The 18,279-nt window shown below is 65.7% G+C and carries 16 protein-coding genes; 10 read left to right on the forward strand and 6 right to left on the reverse strand.

Translation table 11 applies throughout. The features are described 5' to 3' along the window. Nucleotides 1-63 precede the first annotated feature (63 nt). Both QGV55_RS01195 and QGV55_RS01200 read left to right on the forward strand, forming a co-directional pair. A complete protein-coding gene (locus QGV55_RS01195) occupies nucleotides 64-1,287 on the forward strand; it encodes an ABC transporter substrate-binding protein (RefSeq protein ID WP_281018706.1) in 1,224 nt (407 codons plus the stop codon). A gap of 112 nt (nucleotides 1,288-1,399) precedes the next feature. After that, nucleotides 1,400-3,073, forward strand: a complete 1,674-nt coding sequence (locus QGV55_RS01200; RefSeq protein WP_281018705.1) for a sensor domain-containing diguanylate cyclase — start codon at nucleotides 1,400-1,402, stop codon at nucleotides 3,071-3,073. Nucleotides 3,074-3,090: 17 nt separating this feature from the next. On the opposite strand, the gene QGV55_RS01205 is transcribed toward QGV55_RS01200, so the two are convergent. After that, nucleotides 3,091-3,747 (reverse strand): DUF899 family protein, encoded by a 657-nt coding sequence (locus tag QGV55_RS01205; RefSeq protein WP_281018704.1) that lies wholly within the window; start codon nucleotides 3,745-3,747, stop codon nucleotides 3,091-3,093. A gap of 204 nt (nucleotides 3,748-3,951) precedes the next feature. Here QGV55_RS01205 and QGV55_RS01210 point away from each other — a divergent pair, with 204 nt between their 5' ends. The 5 genes from QGV55_RS01210 (at nucleotide 3,952) to QGV55_RS01230 (ending at nucleotide 9,314) form a co-directional block, all read left to right on the forward strand. Beyond that, on the forward strand, nucleotides 3,952-4,254 hold the full coding sequence (locus tag QGV55_RS01210) for a virulence factor (RefSeq protein WP_281018703.1): 303 nt from the start codon (nucleotides 3,952-3,954) through the stop codon (nucleotides 4,252-4,254). Next, nucleotides 4,247-5,155: a methylenetetrahydrofolate reductase gene (locus tag QGV55_RS01215; protein ID WP_281018702.1), complete on the forward strand. Its 909-nt coding sequence runs from the start codon at nucleotides 4,247-4,249 to the stop codon at nucleotides 5,153-5,155. The genes QGV55_RS01210 and QGV55_RS01215 overlap by 8 nt, the downstream gene beginning before the upstream one ends. Next, on the forward strand, nucleotides 5,155-6,078 hold the full coding sequence (locus QGV55_RS01220) for a dihydropteroate synthase (protein WP_281018701.1): 924 nt from the start codon (nucleotides 5,155-5,157) through the stop codon (nucleotides 6,076-6,078). Before QGV55_RS01215 ends, QGV55_RS01220 begins: the two co-directional genes overlap by 1 nt. A gap of 19 nt (nucleotides 6,079-6,097) precedes the next feature. After that, the gene (locus QGV55_RS01225; protein ID WP_281018700.1) at nucleotides 6,098-8,134 is read left to right on the forward strand and encodes an ASKHA domain-containing protein; all 2,037 of its coding nucleotides are present in this window, start codon (nucleotides 6,098-6,100) and stop codon (nucleotides 8,132-8,134) included. A gap of 109 nt (nucleotides 8,135-8,243) precedes the next feature. Further along, the gene (locus QGV55_RS01230) at nucleotides 8,244-9,314 is read left to right on the forward strand and encodes a serine hydrolase domain-containing protein (protein ID WP_281018699.1); all 1,071 of its coding nucleotides are present in this window, start codon (nucleotides 8,244-8,246) and stop codon (nucleotides 9,312-9,314) included. A 12-nt stretch (nucleotides 9,315-9,326) separates the two neighbouring features. On the opposite strand, the gene pyk is transcribed toward QGV55_RS01230, so the two are convergent. Both pyk and QGV55_RS01240 read right to left on the reverse strand, forming a co-directional pair. After that, nucleotides 9,327-10,799: a pyruvate kinase gene (gene pyk, locus QGV55_RS01235; protein ID WP_348637642.1), complete on the reverse strand. Its 1,473-nt coding sequence runs from the start codon at nucleotides 10,797-10,799 to the stop codon at nucleotides 9,327-9,329. Then, nucleotides 10,744-12,015: a glycerate kinase gene (locus tag QGV55_RS01240; protein WP_281018697.1), complete on the reverse strand. Its 1,272-nt coding sequence runs from the start codon at nucleotides 12,013-12,015 to the stop codon at nucleotides 10,744-10,746. The genes pyk and QGV55_RS01240 overlap by 56 nt, the downstream gene beginning before the upstream one ends. 99 nt (nucleotides 12,016-12,114) lie before the next feature. Here QGV55_RS01240 and QGV55_RS01245 point away from each other — a divergent pair, with 99 nt between their 5' ends. The 3 genes from QGV55_RS01245 (at nucleotide 12,115) to QGV55_RS01255 (ending at nucleotide 15,351) form a co-directional block, all read left to right on the forward strand. After that, nucleotides 12,115-13,149: a 4-hydroxyproline epimerase gene (locus QGV55_RS01245; protein WP_281018696.1), complete on the forward strand. Its 1,035-nt coding sequence runs from the start codon at nucleotides 12,115-12,117 to the stop codon at nucleotides 13,147-13,149. A gap of 21 nt (nucleotides 13,150-13,170) precedes the next feature. Beyond that, nucleotides 13,171-14,934, forward strand: coding sequence for a PAS domain-containing sensor histidine kinase (locus tag QGV55_RS01250; RefSeq protein ID WP_281018695.1), 1,764 nt, complete (start codon nucleotides 13,171-13,173; stop codon nucleotides 14,932-14,934). A 141-nt stretch (nucleotides 14,935-15,075) separates the two neighbouring features. Then, nucleotides 15,076-15,351 carry a hypothetical protein gene (locus tag QGV55_RS01255; RefSeq protein ID WP_281018694.1) on the forward strand — a complete coding sequence of 92 codons (276 nt, stop codon included), beginning with the start codon at nucleotides 15,076-15,078 and terminating at the stop codon, nucleotides 15,349-15,351. Nucleotides 15,352-15,382: 31 nt separating this feature from the next. On the opposite strand, the gene QGV55_RS01260 is transcribed toward QGV55_RS01255, so the two are convergent. From QGV55_RS01260 to QGV55_RS01270, 3 genes are all read right to left on the reverse strand, one after another. Continuing rightward, nucleotides 15,383-16,714, reverse strand: coding sequence for an aspartate aminotransferase family protein (locus tag QGV55_RS01260; protein WP_281018693.1), 1,332 nt, complete (start codon nucleotides 16,712-16,714; stop codon nucleotides 15,383-15,385). A gap of 76 nt (nucleotides 16,715-16,790) precedes the next feature. Then, on the reverse strand, nucleotides 16,791-17,975 hold the full coding sequence (locus tag QGV55_RS01265; protein ID WP_281018692.1) for an FAD-dependent oxidoreductase: 1,185 nt from the start codon (nucleotides 17,973-17,975) through the stop codon (nucleotides 16,791-16,793). After that, on the reverse strand, nucleotides 17,972-18,259 hold the full coding sequence (locus tag QGV55_RS01270; RefSeq protein ID WP_281018691.1) for a DUF4031 domain-containing protein: 288 nt from the start codon (nucleotides 18,257-18,259) through the stop codon (nucleotides 17,972-17,974). Before QGV55_RS01270 ends, QGV55_RS01265 begins: the two co-directional genes overlap by 4 nt. Nucleotides 18,260-18,279 lie beyond the last annotated feature (20 nt).

The following is an 18,279-nucleotide window of genomic DNA, read 5'->3' on the forward strand; positions in this document are numbered from 1 at the left end:
TTAAGATTCACACTGATCGCGTTGCGTCGTATGGCGCTTCGATACGAGTTTATGGAGGATACCATGCTGACGCGCAGAAGTGTGCTTGGAGCCTTTGCCGGGGTTGCAGCAGTGGCGGCGGGCCTGTCGGGTGCTTTGGCCCAGGACGAAGGGCCGATCAAGATCGGCGAGATCAACAGCTATTCGGCCCTGCCTGCCTTTACCGAGCCCTACAAGAAGGGCTGGGAACTGGCCGTCGAGCAGATCAATGCTGCAGGCGGCGTCATGGGCCGCCAGCTGGAAGTGATCAGCCGCGACGATGGCGGCAAGCCGGGCAATGCCGTGAAGATCGCGGAGGAACTGTTGAGCCGCGAACGTGTTGATCTGTTCGCAGGCACCTTTTTCTCCCACATCGGCCTCGCAGTCAGCGACTTTGCGGCACAGAAGCAGGTCCTGTTCTTGGCTGCCGAGCCTCTGACCGACGCGCTGGTCTGGTCGAAGGGCAACCGCTACACCTTCCGCCTGCGTCCCTCGACCTACGTGCAGTCAGCCCTGCTGGCACGGGAAGCGGCCAATCTGGACGCCGTGCGCTGGGCGACGATTGCCCCCAACTACAAGTATGGCCAGGACGCGGTTGCCGTGTTCAAGGAAGTGCTGAAGCAACTGAAGCCGGAAGTCGAGTTCGTCGAGGAGCAGTGGCCGGCACTTGGCAAGATCGACGCGGGTGTCACCGTCCGCGCGCTGGAGGCTGCGAAGCCCGACGCGATCTACAATGTCACTTTCGGCGGCGATCTGGCGGCCTTCGTGCGTGAGGGCAATCTGCGCGGCCTTTTCGAAGGGCGCGAGGTTGCCAGCCTGCTGACGGGTGAGCCGGAGTATCTGGAGCCGCTGGGCGAGGAAACCCCGAACGGCTGGATCGTCACCGGTTATCCCTGGGCGAGCATCGAGAAGCCTGAGCACAAGGCCTTCGTGAGTGACTACCAGGCCCGTTGGGGCGAGGATCCGAAGACCGGTTCGCTGGTGGGCTACATGACCATCCAGGCCATTGCCGCGGCAATCGAGAAGGGCCAGACCACCAAGACCGAACTGCTGGTGCAGGCGTTCCGCGGGCTCGGCTTCGAGTCTCCGCTGGGGACCATCTATTTCCGTCGTGTCGACCACCAGTCGACGATGGGTGCCTATGTCGGTCGTACCTTCAACCGGGACGGCAAGGGCGAGATGGTCGGCTGGCGCTATGTCTCCGGTCAGGACGTCCTGCCGGGCCCGGACGTGGTCAACAAGATCCGCCCGAAGGATGACATCGACTGAGCCGTCGATCGGGTTCAGTACAGGGTTGGACAGGGGCGGCGCGGGTGTCGCCCCTGTTTGCATGTCATGTTCCTGAACAGAATCTTAATGCATTCGGGTGCAGGTTCGGGACATGAGCAAGCAGGTATCAGGCCCGCCCAAAGCATTGGACGATGACCTTCAGGAGTCGTTTTTCCTGGAGGCGCGGGTCGATACGACCGACGCCATCTTCACGGCGGTCCGGCCCGATGGCGCCATCGCGTGGGTCAATTCCGCATTTTCCCGAATCACCGGCTATTCCTTCAATGAGGCCGTGGGCAGGAAGGTCTGGGAATTCCGCTGTCCGGAAGAGATCGAGGAAGGTTCGCGGAACTTTCAGGTGAATGTTGACGGACGGCGCTTCGAGAGCCGTTGGCGGACCAGGGATGATCGGACCATCCACCTCTCATGGACGACTCGCAGCCTGTACAATGCCGATGGATCCCTGCATCTCAGGGTCGGCACGGCCCAGGACGTCACTGCAGAGCGAGAGACGGAGAAACGGGCCGACGATCTGAGCCTTCTGCTGGACCGTTCGATGGACGCGATCATCCTGATCAGCAACCAACGGCGCATCATCTACTGCAACCAGGCCGCTTGCGACCTCTACCTCATGTCGCGGGAGGAGATGCTCGGTCAGCCCAATGACATCTTCATTCCTGAGTCCGAGACGGCGCGTCTGGCCGAATTCGGTATGGCGATCAGGCGCGACAAGAAGCCGGTGGAGATCGATACGTGGCGCCGCCGTGGTGACGGCATCCAGATTCCCGTTCACCTCAGAGTCACGCCACTGATCGATGATGATGGCAAGATCACGGCGATGGCCAGCGTGTCCTTTGATATCAGTGACCGTATGGCGCTGGAGGAACGGGAACGTCAGGCGGCGGAACGGGCACAGTTGCTCGCCGATCTGGTCGAGAATCTGAGCGATCCGGTCTTCCACATCCGCCCTGATGGCACCATTGGCTACGTCAACAGCGCCTGCGAGCGTGTCTATGGCCACACCAAGGAGGAAATGCTGAACCAGCCTTCATCGATGCTGCGTCCCGACGATCGGGTCGCGCTGATGGCCAGATACATCCGGGAAGTACAGCAGAACAGTCAGCCGGTCGTCCTGGAGACCGAGGCCCTTCACAAGGATGGACGCCGGATCCCGATGGAACTGCGGTCCACCACATTGCGTGATGCGGAAGGCAAGGTGCTCGGCATCGGGAGCGTGGTGCGCGACATGACGCTGCAGAAGGAGCTGGAGGCCGAGCTGCGCCGCGCGGCGGATACCGATGCGCTGACCGGCCTGGCGAACCGCCATCGCTTCTCGCGCGTTGCCGATGCGGAGGCCCGTCGCGCCATGCGATATGGGCACGGCCTGGCGGTGATTGTCTGCGACATCGATCATTTCAAGTCGGTCAACGACAGGTACGGCCATGCGGGCGGCGATCAGGCCCTGAAGGCCTTTGCCGGCACGGTGTCGGACTGCCTGAGACAGCCCATCGACGTGCTGGGGCGCGTCGGCGGTGAAGAGTTCGCCGTGATCCTGCCCGAGACCGATCTGTCAGGTGCCAGGCGCGTGGCCGAGCGTATCCGTTCGGCGGTGGAGAAGCTTCAGGTCAGGCATGACGGGCGGACATTCGGGTTGACGGTCAGCCTCGGCATCAGCCTGTTCAGGAATGGCGAGACCAGTCTGGAAGAGGCCATGAAGCGTGCCGACGACGCGCTCTACAAGGCCAAGAAGAACGGGCGCAATCGCGTCGAGGCTGCACCGGACTGACGGCCGGGCATCCCCGGTCAGTCATGGTCGAGGGTCGGGAAGAAGTCGCCGCGCCCGCCCGGTGACCAGTCGAGGAACGTCCAGAGTGGCCATGCCGGATCCATGTGGCGGGGATGGTTGTCCCATTCCATTCCCAGCAGTTCCGACGACCAGAAATGCCGGATGATCCCTTCGCGTCTCTCAAACACGTTCAGCATCGGCCATTGCGATCCATCGGGTGCTTCGCCGTGATAGTCCCTGTTGTACGAGCTGCCTGCGGCGGAGAGGGGCACGATGTTGCGCCAGCCACGGCCGGTGGCGAGTGCTTCGGCCTGTGACGGTGATCCGCTGATGACCACCTGCAACGACAGGCGCTCCCAGATATGCGGGGCATTGCCGTCCAGGGAATCGACGAAGGCGGCGCACATCGGGCAGGGTGCTGTCGCGGCAGGACCCAGCATGAAACTGTAGATGGCCAGGGTATCCTGTCCGGTCGCGAACAGGTCACTCATCCGTGTCGTCTGGCCGCCGGTTCGCAGGAACAGATAGTCTTCCGGCACTTCGCCGCCCGGCGGCAGGGCCCGGCGCAGGGCCGCGACCTCCTCTGTCCTTTGTCGCAGTTCTGCCTCAGCCTCCAGCAGTCTGGTTCGCGCTGCGCGATAATCTGCGCTCTCGTTGGGGAAGGTCATGCTCATCCGATGCGCCTCCGGTGAAAGACATTCTGTTCACCGTAGCGTTCATTGCTGGCGGGGAACAGCGACGGCACTTCCTGCCTTGTCTGTCGGATTTCGGTCATTTTGTCGCGAAAGCGACTTCCACTGGTCGTGCAGAAGCCATGCTGAAGGCCGTCGTGGTGACCATATTCGATTCAGGACGTTCCCATGGCAGGGGCAGAGATCATGGCCGAGAAAGTCATCGTTTACTGGCGGGATATCCCGGCGCAGGTGATCGTGCGCAAGGGCCGCAAGCGCGCAACCGTCGAACTGCCGGAACGTTTCATCAAGGCAATTGACCGGACAGCAATGAAGGTCGGGGCCCGCGACACCGATGCCTATCTGGAGGCATGGCGGCGCGGCGATCCGGAAAGCTGCAGCGACGATCTGGAGCAGGAGGCGGCGCAGGCCGCGGCCATGCTCGAAACGACTTTCTCGCACGAGCATCTCAACTCCCTGGTCGCGAACGGAGGCTACGCCCATGACTGACATGATCCATTTCGGCGGCACGCCGCGCATCGGCGCCTCCATCGAGGCGACGCCGAAGCAGGTTCTGGACACGGCGGATCTGTCCGGTCTGTTTCCCGTCGGTACCCGTGTCTATCTGACCGACCTTGGTACCGACGATACCGCGCGGCTGGTGCGTGCCGCCCGCGTGCTGCAGGACTGCGGCTTCGTTGCGGTGCCGCACATCGCCGCCCGTCGGCAGCCGTCGTGGGAGGCGCTGGAGGCACGCATCCGTGCCTTCGCGGAGGAGGCGGGCGTGAACGAGGCACTGGCCATCGCGGGCAGCCCGGAGCGTCAGGCGGGGCCGATCTCCGCCTCCATCGAGATGCTGGAGAGCGGCCTGTTCGACCGCTACGGCTATGTCCGCATCGGCGTCGCCGGTCACCCGGAAGGCAGCCCCGACATTTCCGACGCGGTGCTGGATCTGGCCATCCAGCAGAAGAACGATTTCGCGACCCGCACCGATGCCGACCTGTATATCGTCACCCAGTTCGGGTTCGATGCGCACAGCTTCGTTGACTGGGCCAACCGCATCACGGCGGCGGGCAACCGGCTGCCGGTCCACATGGGTGTCGCCGGCCCGTCGAAGATCACGACCCTGCTGAAATATGCCGCCATGTGCGGTGTCGGGCCGTCGCTCGGGTTCCTGAAGAAGCGGGCGAGCGCGATCACCGCGCTGGCCACCGGTTTCTCGCCGGAGCCGGTGGTGGCACCGCTGGAGGCGGCCTGGGCCGCCGATCCGGCCGGTCCCGTGCGCCAGATGCATGTCTTCCCCTTTGGCGGACTGAAGAAGACCAGCGAGTGGCTGCATGAGCGTGGCTCCTGGGTCAATGGTCTCGCCGTCGCCACAGATACACAGCCCATCCAGATCGAGGCCCGTTGATGACCCGAACCCTTGTCAGTTCCGCCACGCGTGAAGTCCTGATCGGCTTTGACCAGCCTTTCTGTGTGATCGGGGAGCGGATCAATCCCACGGGCCGCAAGCTGCTCGCCGCCGAGATGAAGGAAGGCGACTATAGCCGGGTGGAAGCCGACGCACTGGCCCAGGTCGCAGCCGGTGCCACCATGCTGGATGTCAATGCGGGCATTCCGCTGGCGGACGAGCCGCGCATCCTGGCGGAGACGATCCAGCTGGTGCAGTCGCTGGTCGATGTGCCGCTGTCGATCGACAGCTCGATCATCGACGCGCTGGAGGCGGGGCTTGCCGTCTACCAGGGCAAGGCGCTGGTGAACTCGGTCACGGGCGAGGACGAGTCCCTCGACCGCGTCCTGCCGCTGGTGAAGAAGCATGGCGCCGCAGTCGTCGCGATCTCGAATGACGAGACCGGCATCTCCACCGATCCGGACGTGCGCTATGCGGTGGCGAAGAAGATCGTGGAGCGGGCCGCGGACTACGGTATTCCCAGCTCCGACGTCGTGGTCGATCCGCTGGTCATGCCGGTCGGCGCGATGAATGATGCCGGGCGGCAGGTTTTCCGGTTGCTGCGGCGGCTGCGGGAGGAGCTGAAGGTCAACACGACCTGCGGCGCGTCCAACATCAGCTTCGGCCTGCCCAACCGGCGGGTGATGAATGGCCATTTCCTCTCCATGGCGTCGGCGATGGGCATGACCTCCGCCATCATGAACCCGCTGCATGCGGAGGACATGAACGCGATCCGCGCCGCCAATGTGCTGAACGGTTTCGACCCGGATTGCCGGACCTGGCTCAACGCCAACCGGGATCCGAATGCCGCCCCCACGGGTGGCGAGGGGGAAGGCCGTCGCAGCCGTCGTGGCAGTGAACGTCGCCGTCGCTCCGCCGCCTGACCCTGTCCGGGAACCTGACATGACCGATCCAGTCGCTGACGCGCTCGTCCTGTTCATGCCGAGCGGTCGGCGCGGGCGGTTTCCGCATGGCACGCCCCTGCTCGACGCCGCGCGGTCACTGGGCGTCTATGTGGAGAGTGTCTGCGGCGGGCGGGGCATCTGTGGCCGCTGTCAGGTGACACCGACGGCAGGGCAGTTCGCCAAGCACAAGATCACGTCCTCTCTCGATCACCTCACCCCGGTGGACGAGACGGAGAATCGCTATACCCGGCGCCGCAGCCTCGCCGCTGACCGGCGGCTGAGCTGTCAGGCGAAGGTGCTGGGCGATCTGGTCATCGATGTGCCGACCGATTCCGCCATCAACGCGCAGGTCATCCGCAAGCGCGCCGAGGTTCGCGATATCGAACGCGATCCGGCAACCCGGCTGGTGCTGGTGGAGGTGGAACAGCCCGACATGGCCAATCCGCTGGGTGACCTGGACCGGTTGAAGGCCGCGCTCGGGGCGGAATGGGGCATCGACGGGATCACCGTCGATCCGCCCCTGCTGGCGCAGGTGCAGCGCACCCTGCGCGACGGTGACTGGAAGGTGACCGCAGCTGTTCATGATGATGGGGACGGGCCGGTCCTGACCGGTCTCTGGCCCGGCCTGCGGGAACGCATGTTCGGACTGGCGGTCGACATCGGCTCCACCACCATCGCCGCGCACCTGATCGACCTGATGAGCGGGCGCACAGTGGCCTCCGCCGGGACGGCCAATCCGCAGGTCCGCTTCGGCGAGGATCTGATGAGCCGGGTGTCCTACGTCATGATGAACCCGGAGGGTCTGCCGGCCCTGACCGAGTCCGTGCGCGGCGCCATCGCCGGTCTGGCGGCGAAGGTGGCGGCGCAGGCAGACACGACCGTTGCGGACATCATGGAGGCGACCTTCGTTGCCAATCCGGTGATGCATCACCTGTTCCTCGGCATCGACCCGCGGGAGCTGGGCGGCGCGCCCTTCGCGCTTGCCGTTTCGGGGCCGGTTGCCCTGCCGGCGCGGGAGATCGGGTTGACCCTGCATCCCGGGGCGCGGGTCTACGTCCTGCCCTGCATCGCGGGACACGTCGGCGCAGATGCCGCCGCAGCGACCCTGGCGGAGGCACCGCACAAGGCGGACGCACTGACCCTGCTGGTCGATATCGGCACCAATGCGGAGATCGTGCTGGGCAACCGGGAGCGGGTGCTTGCCTGTTCCTCCCCCACCGGCCCGGCCTTCGAGGGTGCGGAGATTTCCTGCGGCCAGCGGGCGGCCCCCGGCGCCATCGAGCGGGTGCGGATCGACCCGGTGACCCTTGAGCCGCGCATCAAGGTGATCGGCTGCGACGACTGGTCGGACGCACCGGATTTCGCGACCAATGTTCCGGCTGTCGGGGTCACGGGCATCTGCGGCTCGGGCATCGTCGAGACCATCGCAGAGATGTTCCTGGCCGGGATCATCACGGAGGATGGGGTGATCGATGGCACCCGTGTCGCGCAGAGCGACCGCATCCGGGCGGACGGGCGCACCTTCTCCTATGTGCTCTGGCGCGGCGATGTGGAGATCAGCATCAGCCAGAACGATGTGCGCGCAATCCAGCTTGCCAAGGCCGCGCTCTATGCCGGTATCCGGCTGTTGATGGACAAGCTGGAGGTCGCGACAGTGGAACGGGTCCGCCTGGCCGGGGCCTTCGGCAGCTACATCGACCCCAAGTACGCCATGGTGCTGGGCCTGATCCCCGACTGCGACCTGAAACATGTTGCTGCGGTGGGCAATGCGGCGGGGACGGGGGCGCGCATGGCGCTGCTCAATCGCGGGCACCGCCGGGAGGTCGAGCAACTGGTCAAGGACGTGGAGAAGATCGAAACCGCGCTGGAACCGAAGTTCCAGGAGCATTTCGTCAATGCCATGGCCCTGCCCAACAAGATCGAACCCTTTCCCCACCTGGCCGCCGCCGTGGACCTGCCCGCGCGGCGTGACACGTCAGACGGCAGTAGCCCGGGCGGTGGTCGCCGACGTCGCCGCAGCCGCGAACGGGGCTGACACCGGACGACGGACGCTCTCCTTCCGCTTCCGCGCCGGTTATAGTATTTGCGGACCGTCGCGTCCGGCGATGACAGGACGTCGGATGATTCCGGGGAGGTGCCTGGACATGGCGATCAGATCCTGGCTGGTGGCCATAGTGCTGGCACCGGCGCTGTTGATGCAGGCCTGCGCGGCTCTGGCGAACGACCAGGCGCTGGAAGCGAAACTGACCAGAGCCTTCACCAGCGGCGAACTTCCCGGGCTGCACAGCGCGTTGATCATCCGCAGGGGCGAGACTCTGGCCGAGCTCTATTTCCCGGGTGCGGACGAGAGCTGGGGCCGGGCGCTTGGTGTGCGCGAACATGGTCCGGACAGCCTGCACGACCTGCGATCCGTGACCAAGAGCATCACCAGCCTGCTCTACGGTATCGCCCTGTCGGAGGGCCTTGTGCCATCCGTCGATGAACCCGTCGTCAGCCAGTTCCCCGAGTATGCCGATCTGGCGGCGGATCCGGCGCGGAAGGCGATCCTGATCCGGCATGTGTTGTCCATGCGCATGGGCACGGCGTGGGACGAGACCTTGCCCTACACCGATCCGCGCAACAGCGAAATCGCCATGGAACTGGCGCCGGATCGCTATCGCTACGTGCTGGAACAGCCGGTCATCAGCACGCCCGGCGAACAATGGAACTACAGCGGTGGCGCAACCGCTCTCATCGGGCGGCTGATCGCGAAAGGGGCGGGGATGCCCCTCGATGCCTACGCTCGGGACAAGCTGTTCAAACCATTGGGTATCCTGCGCTTCGAATGGCGACGGGGCGGCGATCGCGAACCTTCCGCCGCATCAGGCCTTCGCATGACCGCACCGGACCTGGCCCGCATCGGCCTGATGATCCAGAACGGCGGACGACACGCCGGGCGACAGATCGTGCCCGAAGACTGGCTGAAACAGTCTTTCAGGGCACGTGCTAGCCTGCAGGGTGGCCTGCGCTACGGCTTCTTCTGGTGGCTGCACCCGAAGGGCGATCCGCCACTGGGGGTCGCCGCTTTCGGCAATGGCGGACAGCGCCTTTCCATCGGTCTCGAAAGCGGCCTGACCGTCGTGGTCTTCGCGGGCAACTACAATGACCCGCAGGCTTGGAAGGTGCCGGTCAAGGTGCTGACCGACTTCGCCCTGCCTGCCGTCAGGAACGAATGAAGCCGGTCGGGATCAGGCCGGATCGTCGCCGATCCAGGCGATTCGCAGGATGTTCGTGGCACCCGGCGTGCCGAAGGGGACACCGGCGGTGATGACCAGCCGCTGGCCCGGTTCGGCGAAGCTGTCGCGACGGGCCACATGACAGGCCTTTTCCACCATGTCGGCGAAGTTCTGGGCATCTTCCGTCACTGCCGAGTGCACGCCCCAGACCAGCGCCAGCCGACGCGCGGTCTCGACCCGGGGTGTCAGGCCCAGGATCGGGGTTGAGGGACGCTCCCGCGCGGCGCGCAGGGCTGTCGAGCCTGACGTCGTGTAGGTGACGATGGCCGCGGCCTTGATGGTCTCCGCCACCTGTCGGGCCGCCGCCGTGATCGCGTCGGAGGCGGTGGGTTCGGGGATCGCGTGGTCCGCCTCCAGAATGCCGCGATAGTGGCCATCGCGTTCAACGCTGCCGATGACCCGGCTCATGGTCTCGACCGACAGGATGGGGTGATCGCCGGAGGCGGTCTCAGCCGACAGCATCACCGCGTCCGCGCCGTCATAGACCGCCGTCGCCACGTCGGAGACCTCCGCCCGTGTGGGGAAGGGGCTGACCACCATGGATTCCAGCATCTGTGTCGCCACCACGACCGTCTTGCCCATGCGGCGCGCCCGGCGGATCAGCCGCTTCTGGGTTGCCGGGACCTCTTCGACCGGGGTTTCGACACCCAGGTCGCCGCGCGCCACCATGATGCCGTCGGCGAGTTCCAGGATCTCGTCGATATGCTCCACGGCGGCCGGCTTCTCGATCTTCGCCATGATGGCGGCGCGACCGGCGGCGAGCTTGCGGGCCTCGGCCACATCGTCGGGTTGCTGCACGAAGGACAGGGCGATCCAGTCCACCCCCAGGCCTGCGGCGAACTCCAGATCCTTGCGGTCCTTGTCGGACAGCGCGGCGAGCGGCAGCACCACGTCGGGCAGGTTCAGGCCCTTCCGGTCGCTCAGGCTGCCCCCGGTGACGACCTCCGTCTTGGCGCTGGTGCGGCCACAGTCCACGACCCGCAGGCGGATCCGGCCATCGTCCAGCAGCAGGTTCGATCCGGCCTGCAGCGCCTTGAAGATTTCAGGATGCGGCAGGGGCGCGCGCTTCTCGGTGCCTGGCGTGTCCTTCATGTCCAGCACGAAGGTCGATCCGGCGGTCAGCTCGACCGATCCATTGGCGAAGGTGCCGACCCGGAACTTCGGCCCCTGCAGGTCGGCGAGCAGGCCGATGGGGCGGCCACGGGCTTCCTCCAGGCTGCGCACCACACGGTGGCGGCGGCGATGGTCGGCATGGGTGCCATGGCTGAAGTTGAGCCGGAAGACATCCACCCCGGCATCGAACAGCTCCGCGATCCTGTGCGCGGTCGAGCTGGATGGCCCCAGGGTGGCGAGAATCTTCGTCTGACGTTTACGGTGCAAGATACGGCTCCTCTGGTGGTCGGACGATGATGGCACGGAAATCATTCACATTCGTGTTGGTTGGTCCGGGACGGAACAGGGCACCAAGCGCATCAAGCGCCGGGCCCGCGTTGTTCGCGGCAAGTGCCGACGCCGGGCTGCTGCCATGATGCCCGTTCCACAGCGGTTTGTCCGTATCGACGAACGCACCCGCCGCATCGCCGTTGCCATCCAGCCCGTCCGTGTCCGCGGCCAGCGCCGTGATGCCGCCGCAGCCATCCAGGACCAGCGCCAGTGACAGGGCATATTCCTGGTTCGGGCCGCCCTGGCCATTGCCCTTCACCGTCACCGTCAGTTCGCCACCGGACAGCAGAATGGATGGCCGCTGCCGGTGCAGCAGCCTGCGGGCCATGTCGCCATGCAGGCAGGCGACGTCCCGGGCCTCCCCTTCCAGCCCGTCGCCCAGCATGACCGGCTCCAGCCCCTCCGCGACGGCAAGGGTCGCCGCGGCGTCGAGCGCATCCTGCGGTCTCGCGATCAGGCGGTAGTCAGGGGTCGGCAGGGGCGGCGTGGCGACATCAAGCCGCGCGCGCACGTGGGACATGACAGCCTCCGGCGGGTGGATGCCGTAGTGCGCGATCAGCGCCAGCGCATCGCTGGCATGGGACGGGTCCGCGACGGTGGGGCCGGAACCGATGATGGCCGGATCGTCGCCCACGACGTCGGAGATCGCCAGCGTGACCAGCCGCGCCGGGGCCGCCGCACGTGCCAGCCCGCCGCCCTTCACGGCGGAGAGGTGCTTGCGCACCGTGTTGATGTGCTGGATCGGGGCACCGCTGCGCAGCAGGGCCTGGGTCACGGCCTGCTTGTCAGCCAGTGTCAGACCATCGGCGGGCGCTGTCAGCAGGGCGGAAGCGCCACCGGACAGCAGGCAGACCACCAGATCGTCCGGCCCCAGCCCGCGCACCATTTCCAGGATGCGCCGTGTCGCTGCGATGCCGTTGTCGTCAGGCACGGGGTGTGCGGCCTCGACAACCCCGATCCGTTCCGTCGGCATGGCGAAGCCGTAACGGGTGATCACCAGACCCGTCAGATCATGCTGCCAGGCAGTCTCGAAGGCGAGGGCCATCGCCGCCGCGGCCTTTCCGGCGCCAACGACGACTGTGCGGCCTTTCGGCGGCTCCGGCAGGTGGTCGGGCACGCACCGGGAAGGATGTACCCGCGCCACCGCAGCCTGGAACAGCCGCTCCAGCAGCGCGCGGTCATTGGTCAAGGCGTTCATGTCTCGCGGGCCATTGCGGTCAGTTGCGGAGTGACCAGAATAGGGAGTGCCGGTGTCTGCTGGCAATGGTGGCGCGCGGAGAAGGAAAGGCAGGGCGGATTGACGGATCGGACGCCGCATGGGGACGAAACCGGGAAGCAGGGGACCTTCTTCTGCGTCGATGCCCATACCTGCGGCAACCCGGTGCGCGTGGTCGCGGGCGGTGCGCCGGCGCTGCGGGGCGACACCATGATGGCCCGGCGGGCGGATTTTCTGGCGCACCACGACTGGATCCGCAGCGGACTGATGTTCGAGCCCCGTGGTCACGACGTCATGTCCGGATCAATCCTGATGCCTCCGACGCGCGACGACTGCGACATCGGCATCCTGTTCATCGAGGTTTCGGGCTGCCTGCCGATGTGTGGCCATGGCACCATCGGGACCGTGACGGTCGCACTGGAACGCCATCTGGTGCACCCGAAGGTGCCGGGAACAGTTTCACTCGACACGCCTGCCGGGCGGGTTGTCGCCACCTGCGAGATGGACGGGGAGCGGGTGACCTCCGTGCGGATCACGAATGTGCCGGCTTTCCTGCATTCCCGGGATGTGACCGTCGAGGTGCCCGGTCTGGGACCGGTGACGGTCGATATCGCCTATGGCGGCAACTTCTATGCGATCGTCGAGCCTCAGGCGGTGTTCCGCGATCTGGCCGATCATCAGGTCGACTGGCTGGTGGCGCAGGGCAACGCCCTGCGGGATGCGCTGAACCGGGCCGTAAGCGTCAGCCATCCTGATGATCCGGCCATCCAGGGGGTCAGCCACGTGATGTGGACCGGTGCACCGACGGTATCGGGTGCGGATGCGCGCAACGCGGTGCTCTATGGCAAGCGGGCCATCGACCGCTCGCCCTGCGGCACCGGCACCTCGGCCCGGATGGCACAGCTCGTGGCGCGCGGACGGCTGTCGGTCGGTGATGATTTCGTCCACGAATCGATCATCGGATCGCTGTTTCATGGCCGGGTGGAAGCCGCGACGGAAATCGGAAGTCAGGCCGCGATCATTCCGTCAGTCAGCGGTACGGCCCATATCACTGGCCTGAATACCATCATGATCACGTTAGATGACCCCTATGCCCATGGCTTTCAGTTGGCCTGATCTGTAAGGGTTGCAGTCAGCATGGGCGGAATCAGTACATTCTGGGTGGCACACGATACCGGTCAGTCCGCGACCGGCAACGAAATCCGTGTGCAGCAGATGGCGATCCTGTCGCGACGCACACCTGTGATCTTCATCGCGGTTGCCGCCAATGCGTTGCTGACCGGCGGCGTGGCGGGCTCGGTACAGCAGCCGGTGTTCGCGCTGGTCTGGACAATCATCATGGTGGCGCTCTCCATGGCTGGCCTGTTGCGCTGGGTCGCGCGGCGGCGCAAGCAATCGCCGGAGCGCGTCAGCGAGCGTGGACCCAGGCGCATCGCGATCGCGGCCACGGTGCAGGGTACGATCTGGGGCATCGGCTGTGCCATCATGTTCCCGATCATGCCGGGCACGGAGCAGATGCTGATTGGCATGGTGCAGGCGGGCATGGCCGCGGCCGGTGCGTCCATCCTCGCGACCCTGCCGGCGGCATCCATCGGTTACACGGTCGGTTGTCTACTGCCCTTCGCGGTACGCTTGGCGCTGCACGACGATGTGCTCAGCCTTTCCCTGGCGGCCATGACGCTGATCTACACGGTGGCCTTGCTGACGACTGCGCGCAGTTTCTACATTTCCTTCGTCGAGAGCGTGCGCGGGCGGGTGGCGACAGAGCGGCTGCTGACCGAACTCTCCGCCGCACGCCAGGACCTGCTGGACGCCATCGCCAGTTCGACCGAGGGCTTTGCCCTGTTCAATTCGGAGGGCGGTCTGGTGGTTGCCAACGACCGGTTTGCCGAACTGCTGCGACTGAAGCCGGAGATTACCCGGTCGGGTCGCAGCTTCGAGGATCTGCTGAAGAATGCGGACGGAGACTTTTCACCGGAATGGATCAGCGCACAGGTCGCCCGGTACCATGCCTGCGATGGCCAGCAGGTGGTTGCCCTGCCGGACGGACGCTGGCTGGGCATCGGGCATCGCCAGGCCGGCCGGGGCGGTGTCGTGACGACACTGATCGACCTGACCGTGTTCAAGGAGAACGAGGCGGAACTGATCCGCGCCAAGGTGACGGCCGAGTCGGCCAACTCGTCGAAATCCGAGTTCCTGGCCATGATGAGCCACGAGTTGCGGACACCCCTGAACGCCATTCTGGGGTTCGCCGAGATCTTCATGAACGAGATGTTCGGCCCGCACAGCGACGAGCGCTACCGGGTATATGCGAGCGACATTCACGAGGGCGGGCTGCATCTGCTGCACGTCATCAACAACATCCTTGATCTGTCCAAGGTCGATGCCGGTCGCTTCGAGCTGAATGTCGATGACTGCAACCTGAGCGATCTGGCGGACTCCGTGGTCCGGCTGATGCAGGCCAAGATGGACGAGGCCCAGCTGCGTCTGGTGGTGGAAGCGCCCGAGGATCTGCCGACGATCCTGGGCGACCAGCGTGTCATCCGACAGATGATCCTGAACCTGCTGGGCAATTCGATCCGGTTCACGGATCCGGGGGGCCAGATCACGATCAGCATCACCGCCGAGCCCTCGGGCGATCAGACACTGACCGTCAGGGATACCGGAATCGGGATCGCGGCCAAGGACATCCCGCGTGTTCTGGAGCCTTTCGGCCAGGCCGATGCGGGACTGTCGCGCAGACAGGACGGCACCGGACTGGGTCTGCCGCTGGTGCAGTCCTTCATTGCGCTGCATGGCGGTACCCTCGAACTCACCTCGGAACCGGGTGTCGGCACGGTCGTTACGCTGCGCTTTCCGGCCGGTGGCGTGACGGAAGAAGCATCGGACTCCGCCGGTTGATTGCAGAAGTACCGTCTGGATCACCCGAAAAAGCGACCGTGTTAATCACTGCTTCACCCTTCGGATACCCAACGTTAACGAAGCCCCGCCCAGAATTTACCTCCAGTCCGGCAGAAAGGCCGACACGAAGGAGGACTTGAGATGGCAAGTTATGATCCGACAATTCCGAAGGAACTTCTGATCCGCGCGGAGCGTGGGGACAAGGGTGCGCAGTACACCCTGGGCCTCTACTACGCGACCGAGGACACCAGCGCCGAGTGCCTGATCCTTGCCCACATGTGGTTCAACATCGCCGCCATCGCCGGTGACGCCCGTGCCCGCACGGAGCGCAAGGAAATGGCCGAGATGATGAGCGCCGCGGAGATCGCGGAGGCTCAGAAGCGCGCACGGGCCCGGTTGCAGGCCCAGCGCGGCTGAGACCAGCCGACGGGGCCGACGCAGGTCCGGCTCAGCCGTCGAACAGCCCCGCCTCCCGCATCGTGCGCAGGGCGTCGGTGGTGGCATCCGCCAGCCGTTCCACGTCATCCTTTCCGGTCGCCGTCGAGACACAGCCGAGGCCGTAGGGCGTCGAATAGATGCCTGATGAAACAAGATGCCTGAACAGGTGCTCGTTTCGCTGTCCCTCCTGCCCCTGAGGATGGGTATCGCGATAGGTGGTCATCGCGCGTCCATGGGTGTGGAACCGGAACAGTGAGCCGCTGCCGGTGACCTGGCCCGGCACATTGGCCACCCGAACGGCCTCCCGCAGGCTCTCCCGACACAGTTCCCCCATGCGGTTCAGGTCCTCCACCGCATCCTCCGTCCAGTTGGCCATCGCGGCACGTCCCGCCACCATGGTCATCGGATTGGCATTGAAGGTGCCGCCATGCGGCAGCCGGGCCTTGGCGCCGTCCACTTCGAACACCTGCATGACCTCCCGCCGTCCGGCGATGGCCCCGACAGGCAGTCCACCGCCGATGATCTTGCCGAGGGACGAGATGTCGGGCCGGATTCCCAGTATCGCCTGACTGCCGCCATAGGCCTGACGGAAGGCAATGACCTCATCGAAGATCAGCAGTGCGCCGGACCGTTCCCGGAACCGTGACAGCATGTCCAGAAAGGCCGCTGTCGGTGGCAGCAGCCCGACCTGGGTCGAGACCGGATCGAACAGGACGCCCGCCAGCTCATCCGCATGGGCGTCGAGAATGGCCTCCGCCCGCTCGGGATCGTTGAAGGGGATGACCACCACATCCGACAGCACGCCCTGTGGTGTGCCGTGGCTGTAGGGGACGCTGTTGGGCTGTTCTTCCGGTCCCCAGCTTTCCGGCCCGGCGGACAGGGACACTTCGGCGAAGTCGTAAGAGCCGTGATAGGCGCCCTCGCACTTCGCGATCTTGGGGCGACCGGTGAAGGCGCGGGCTGCCTTGATCGCGTTCATGACGGCTTCCGATCCCGAATTGCAGAACCGGATCATGTCGAAGCCATCGACCCGTGCCGTCAGCATCTCTGCCAGCTCGATCTCCGCCTCCGTCGCGAAGGCGAAGGCGGTGCCGCGCCCGACCTGCTCCTGCAGGGCGGCAACCACGTCCGGGTGGGAATGGCCGTGGATCAGGGAGGTGTAGTTGTTGTTGAAGTCGATCAGCTCATTGCCATCGACGTCGGTCACACGGGAACCGAATCCCTTCTGCACGTAGATTGCATGTGGGGACAGGCGAATGGTGGAACGGCTGCCGCCATCGGGCAGCACCGCCATCGCGCGCTGGGTCAGCTTCGCGGATCGGGAGTCGGGATCGGGATACATGGCGCCCTCCTGTTGGCCGAACCGCCAGTCTTTTGCACCTGACGCCGGATCGCAAGGGGCGGAGATGCAGATCTGCTCAGATGATGCCGCGTTCCACCACCGGGCGATTGGCGGCGATCCTGTCATGGCTGAACAGTCCGAGGTCCAGACTGACGCTGCGGCCCTGCAGCAGCCACTCCGCCAGCGCCCGCCCGACCGCCGGGGCCTGCTGCACGCCATGGCCGGAGAAACCATTGGCAAAGTGGAAGTTCGTGATCTCCGCATGCGGCCCCAGCACGGCGTTCTGATCGAAGCCGTTGTAGTCGTAGAAGCCACCCCAGGCAGCGGTCATGCGCAGCGCCTCGAAGGCCGCCGAGCGGTTCGCCAGGGCAGGCCAGCAGCGCCCCTCAAACTGGTCGTAGTCCGGGTCGAGCCTGCCGCCGTCCGGGTCCGGCTCACCGGGCAGGGGGGAGGAACCGGTGAGGAAGCCATTGCCCTCCGGTCTCACATAGACGCCACTGGGATCGACGATCAGCAGCGGATCGGTCGGCGGAGTCGGTGTGGTCACGTGAAAGACGGTGCGCTTGCGCGGCACCACCGGCAGTGCAATCCCGGCCATGGCGGCGACGGCCCCGGCCCAGGGCCCCGCCGCGTTCACCACCTGACCGACCGCCATGGTTTCGCCGGAGCCGAGCGAGAGTTCAGAGACGCGACCCTTGGCGCACCGGATTGCCGTGACCCGATCCTGCAGGAACATTGCGCCGGCGCGACGCGCACCCCTGCGAAAGGCCTGCAACAGCGCGTGCGGGTCCAGCCAGCCCTCGTCCCGCAGCCCCAGCGCCGCCAGCGCGATGTCGTGCACCCGGATCCACGGAAAGCGTTGCCGGACCTCTTCCGGCGTCAGCAGCGCCACGGGTGATCCGGTCGCCTGCTGTGCGGCGACATTGCTGCGCAGCGCCTCCGCGCCCGCTTCCGTCGCCAGGAACAGGTAATGGCCGTCACGGAACTGCACGTCCGGCGCCTCGTCCTCCGGCAGGTCGATGCGGTTGCGGATGTCGCGCACGAACGCCAGGCCGAAGCGGGAGAGCAGGATGTTCTCGGGCATGGAGAACTGCTGGCGCAGGGAGCCAAGCGAACGGCCCGTCGCGCCCTCCGCGTAGGTCGGGTCCGGTTCGATCACCGTCACCGATCCCGGAAAGGCGAAATGCGCCTTCAGCCACCAGGCGATGGCCGCGCCGATCACGCCGCCGCCGATGATGGCGATGTCGCTGGACCGGGTCACACGCCCTCCTCCAGCAGCTTCCGGCGGCGCAGGATCTCGGCGATGCGCCGGCGGGGTACCGTCTCGATGGCCGGATGCGCCAGCGCGGCCTTGATGCGCAGCTGACCGATCAGGTCGAAATGGGCCTTGTAGCGGCCCGGATACTGGTAGAACGCGGGGTGGCAGCCGAGCGCCAGCGCCACGGGCAGCAGTTCGCGGTAGGCCGCGTCGCCATGCAGGTCCGACAGCAGGTGCGCGGTGATGCGCCCGTCCGGCAGGCGGCGCGGCCGGTCCATCACCACCATGTTCCGGTTCCGTCTTCGAC

It is taken from the genome of Minwuia sp. IMCC3009, assembly GCF_029909415.1.
Classification (GTDB): domain Bacteria; phylum Pseudomonadota; class Alphaproteobacteria; order Minwuiales; family Minwuiaceae; genus Minwuia.

Bases quoted from the DNA above. Each gene is read 5' to 3' on its own strand.
- QGV55_RS01195 (WP_281018706.1), top strand. From the start codon at position 64: ATGCTGACGCGCAGAAGTGTGCTTGGAGCCTTTGCCGGGGTTGCAGCA.
- QGV55_RS01200 (WP_281018705.1), top strand. From the start codon at position 1,400: ATGAGCAAGCAGGTATCAGGCCCGCCCAAAGCATTGGACGATGACCTT.
- QGV55_RS01205 (WP_281018704.1), bottom strand. From the start codon at position 3,747: ATGAGCATGACCTTCCCCAACGAGAGCGCAGATTATCGCGCAGCGCGA.
- QGV55_RS01210 (WP_281018703.1), top strand. From the start codon at position 3,952: ATGGCCGAGAAAGTCATCGTTTACTGGCGGGATATCCCGGCGCAGGTG.
- QGV55_RS01215 (WP_281018702.1), top strand. From the start codon at position 4,247: ATGACTGACATGATCCATTTCGGCGGCACGCCGCGCATCGGCGCCTCC.
- QGV55_RS01220 (WP_281018701.1), top strand. From the start codon at position 5,155: ATGACCCGAACCCTTGTCAGTTCCGCCACGCGTGAAGTCCTGATCGGC.
- QGV55_RS01225 (WP_281018700.1), top strand. From the start codon at position 6,098: ATGACCGATCCAGTCGCTGACGCGCTCGTCCTGTTCATGCCGAGCGGT.
- QGV55_RS01230 (WP_281018699.1), top strand. From the start codon at position 8,244: ATGGCGATCAGATCCTGGCTGGTGGCCATAGTGCTGGCACCGGCGCTG.
- pyk (WP_348637642.1), bottom strand. From the start codon at position 10,799: ATGATTTCCGTGCCATCATCGTCCGACCACCAGAGGAGCCGTATCTTG.
- QGV55_RS01240 (WP_281018697.1), bottom strand. From the start codon at position 12,015: ATGAACGCCTTGACCAATGACCGCGCGCTGCTGGAGCGGCTGTTCCAG.
- QGV55_RS01250 (WP_281018695.1), top strand. From the start codon at position 13,171: ATGGGCGGAATCAGTACATTCTGGGTGGCACACGATACCGGTCAGTCC.
- QGV55_RS01255 (WP_281018694.1), top strand. From the start codon at position 15,076: ATGGCAAGTTATGATCCGACAATTCCGAAGGAACTTCTGATCCGCGCG.
- QGV55_RS01260 (WP_281018693.1), bottom strand. From the start codon at position 16,714: ATGTATCCCGATCCCGACTCCCGATCCGCGAAGCTGACCCAGCGCGCG.
- QGV55_RS01270 (WP_281018691.1), bottom strand. From the start codon at position 18,259: ATGGTGGTGATGGACCGGCCGCGCCGCCTGCCGGACGGGCGCATCACC.